The sequence below is a fragment of the Streptomyces sp. NPDC049577 genome, assembly GCF_040675635.1.
Lineage (GTDB): Bacteria > Actinomycetota > Actinomycetes > Streptomycetales > Streptomycetaceae > Streptomyces.
Genome location: NZ_JBFAPH010000602.1, coordinates 1 through 1,756, shown reverse-complemented (window position 1 = coordinate 1,756; position 1,756 = coordinate 1). Strand labels below are relative to the sequence as shown.

Here is a 1,756-nt window from a genome sequence, read left to right as displayed (position 1 = left end):
GCAGGACGAAGGCGCTGACGGCGGAGGCGAGGCGGAGGCCGTCCACGAAGGCCTCCTGCGCCTGGGAGAGCAGCGCCTGCCCGGTGTCGGCCGGCAGCGAGGTCGCCGCCTCGACGGCTCCGCCGAGGGATTCGTGCGCCTCGGCCGCGGCGCCGGCCGGCACACCCGCGGGGACGGCGAAGCCGCGGTAGACGCCGGTGACGATCGAGCCGAGCAGCGCGATACCGAGGGCCGCCCCGAGTTCGTACGCCGTCTCCGAGACGGCCGCGGCGGCGCCCGCCTGTTCCTTGGGCACGCTGGAGAGGATCACGTCGGCGGTGACGGTGAAGGAGAAGCCCGCGCCGACGCCGACGATCACCAGCACCGCGCCGAGCAGGGTGTACGGGCTGTCCGCCCGGAGCCAGCAGAGCAGCGCCAGGGCCACGCCGATGGCCGCCAGTCCCCCGGCCACCACCGACCGCACCGACCAGCGCCGGGCCGCCCGGCCGGCCAGCAGGCCCGCCGTCACCGCGCCGACGGCGGTCGGCAGCTCCGCCAGGCCCGCCTCCAGCGGGTCCCGGTCCTGCACCAGCTGGAGGAACTGCGACAGGAAGAAGACGAGCCCGGACAGGCCGAGGATGGTGAGCAGGTCGGCCAGCACGGCGCCGGAGAAGCCCCGGTGGCGGAAGAGCCGCATGTCCAGCAGGGGTGCGGGAAGCTTCAGCTGGCGGCGTACGAACCACAGCAGCGCCAGCGGCCCGGTGACGGCCGCGGCGACCGCCGGTCCGGTGAGGCCCTCGGTGGCCCCCTCCTTGATCGCGTACACCACGCCGATGACGCCGGTCATGGACAGCACGACGCTGAGCAGGTCCCACGGGCCCGGCGCGGGGTCGCGGGACTCGGGCAGCAGCCGGATGCCGACGAGCACGAGAACGGCCATGACCGGCAGGTTGATCAGGAAGACCGAGCCCCACCAGAAGTTCTCCAGCAGGAAGCCGCCCACGACCGGACCCACGGCCGCGCCCGCCGAGGCCATGGCGCCCCAGATGCCGATGGCGAGGCTGCGCTCCTGGGGGTCGGTGAAGATGTTGCGGATCAGGGCGAGGGTCGACGGCATCAGCGTCGCGCCCGCGACGCCGAGCAGGGCGCGGGCGGCGATCATCATCTCGGGGCTGGACGCGTAGGCGTTGAGCACCGAGACCGCACCGAACGCCACGGAACCGCAGAGCAGCAGCCGCTTGCGGCCGACGCGGTCACCGAGGCCGCCCATGGAGACGAGCAGGCCGGCGATGACGAAGGAGTAGACGTCGCCGATCCACAGCAGCTGCGTGCCGGAGGGTTGCAGGTCCTCGCTGAGGAAGGGGGTGGCGAGGCCGAGGACGGTGGCGTCGACGGCGACGAGCAGGACGGCCAGGGCGAGTACCGACAGAGCGAGCCAGCGGCCCGGGCGCGGCGCTTCGGCCGCACCGTCCGCGCCGGACGCCGGGGAGAGGGTCTTACTGCTCACGGCTCCATCCTCCGCCGCCGGGCGCCGCCGAGCAGCAGCTCGGAGACCATGCGGCTGACGTCCCTGGCCGCCACCCGGCCGTCCTGCACGGCCCACGCGCCGGTGCCGATGAGCCCGTAGAGGGCCTCGGTGAGCCAGGCGGGTGACAGTTCGATCCGGAAGACGCCCTCCTCCTGCCCCCGCTGGAAGAGTGCCTGGACGCGGGCGTCGAGCCGGTCCCAGCCTTCGTTGACGCCACCCTCCCAGAGCTGCTTCTCGGTGAAGAGGAAG

At 73.7% G+C, this 1,756-nt stretch carries 1 protein-coding gene and 1 pseudogene; both read right to left on the bottom strand.

Annotated elements, in window-relative coordinates; translation table 11 throughout:
• Nucleotides 1-1,486: MFS transporter (locus AB0K09_RS33135; protein ID WP_366069099.1), on the bottom strand; the 1,486-nt coding region annotated here is incomplete at its 3' end.
• A pseudogene (locus AB0K09_RS33130) lies at nucleotides 1,483-1,756 on the bottom strand (TetR family transcriptional regulator); the annotation flags it as partial. The gene AB0K09_RS33135 and the pseudogene AB0K09_RS33130, both read right to left, overlap by 4 nt.